The sequence below is a fragment of the Natronococcus sp. A-GB7 genome, assembly GCF_029688865.1.
Taxonomy (GTDB): Archaea; Halobacteriota; Halobacteria; order Halobacteriales; family Natrialbaceae; genus Natronococcus.
The window spans coordinates 1-1,391 of sequence record NZ_JARUKV010000072.1; the positions used below are offsets into that span (position 1 = coordinate 1).

Consider the following 1,391-nt stretch of genomic DNA (forward strand, 5'->3'; position numbering starts at 1 on the left):
CAGTACCTCACAAAGCATCGCCAGTTAGCCTGACTTGAGTCACCTGTTCTGTTGTGATGAGTCGTCGATACCGGTCAAGCAACGCTGATCGAAGACGGAGCTGTCGCTGTCGGCGGCGGTCAGCCGCCGACGCGACAGCGTAGCCACTCACAAGGCGGCGTCCCCAGTCAGTGACTACCGGTGGAACCGGTCGTCAGGTGGCCGGTTTGCGGGGACGGCCCGACGCACCGCAAGGGCCGTCCACACAGCCCGGCGAACCATGTTGACGAACTCCTTGTATGGCCACCACCAGAGGCGACGCCCGCCTCGGCGGGGCGTCGCCACGTATTCGTAGTGCAGATATCGCCAAACGTTCTGTAGCAGCAGACTCACTACGACGTACAGCAGTCTGACCGTCGCGTCTCGTGTCGTTGTCGTCGCTATCGCTTGCTCGGACAAGCGATAGCTCGACTCGATACCGAAGCGTTTGCTGTAGTGGTATCGAGCATCGCGTGGTGTCTCGATGAACGGCGCGTCAGCGGCGTAGCCGTGACGCGCCACACCGTTCTCGTCGTACCGTCCATTCAGGTACGTACAGTCGATGTAGACGGGAAACTCGACGGTCCAGCTGTGACCGTCGAGTGTCCCTGTCAGGTCGTGTTGAATGACGCGAGTCCACCCTTCCGAGAGTTCCTGTTGAATTGTCTCACCCCACCGGATGATCGGGATAACATAGGCGTAGTTGTGCGCCTGTAACAGCGTGAGACATTTGCTGTCGTAGAATCCGCGATCAAGGTAGACGGCCTTGACACCGAGGTCAAGGCCGTCGAGAACACCAAGGAACTCGGCGAGGACACTGCTGGCGGTGTCGCCGTCTTCGAGACGGCGCACCGCCAGCGTGTAGCGCTTGTTGCTCACGCGTGCGTAGAGTGTCGCGTAGGCGTGGAACGCGGTTGTTCCCCGCTTCGCTTCCGAGTGATAGAGGCAGTCTGTGTCGTCTTCGTCACCGTAGTAGGGCCGCAGGTGGAGGTCTGCGCAGACCTCCACCTGCTCGGGGAGCAATTCGACGATATCCCGGCGAAGGAGCGTGTTAGCGACTCGTTCGAGCCGTTCCGGCTCGAACTTCGTCCGCAGATGGTAGAGGATCGTGTTCGCTGCCGGTGAGTTCTTGCTGGAGCCACACAGCGTCGAGACCGAGGTCCCGTCGGCGCACGCGCCGACGAGGACCTCGTAGATGTCCTCAGCATCGATTTCAGCATTAGCGCCGAGATTGAGAGCAACTTCCTCATCGAGAGCGTTGACGAGAAAGTTAAGAAGCTGGTCTTCGTGGATTTCACTGTCTGCTTGCTGCTGTTTGCTAGTCACATTCGCAGCAAGCAGACGTTCTAACTAACCGGCTTTGTGATGTACTG

Annotated in this window: 1 protein-coding gene; it reads right to left on the minus strand. The window is 59.3% G+C overall.

Annotated features, from left to right (window positions below):
* Nucleotides 1-174 precede the first annotated feature (174 nt).
* Nucleotides 175-1,344, minus strand: a complete 1,170-nt coding sequence (locus tag QA609_RS24615; protein WP_278305254.1) for an ISH3 family transposase — start codon at nucleotides 1,342-1,344, stop codon at nucleotides 175-177.
* Nucleotides 1,345-1,391: the final 47 nt, after the last annotated feature.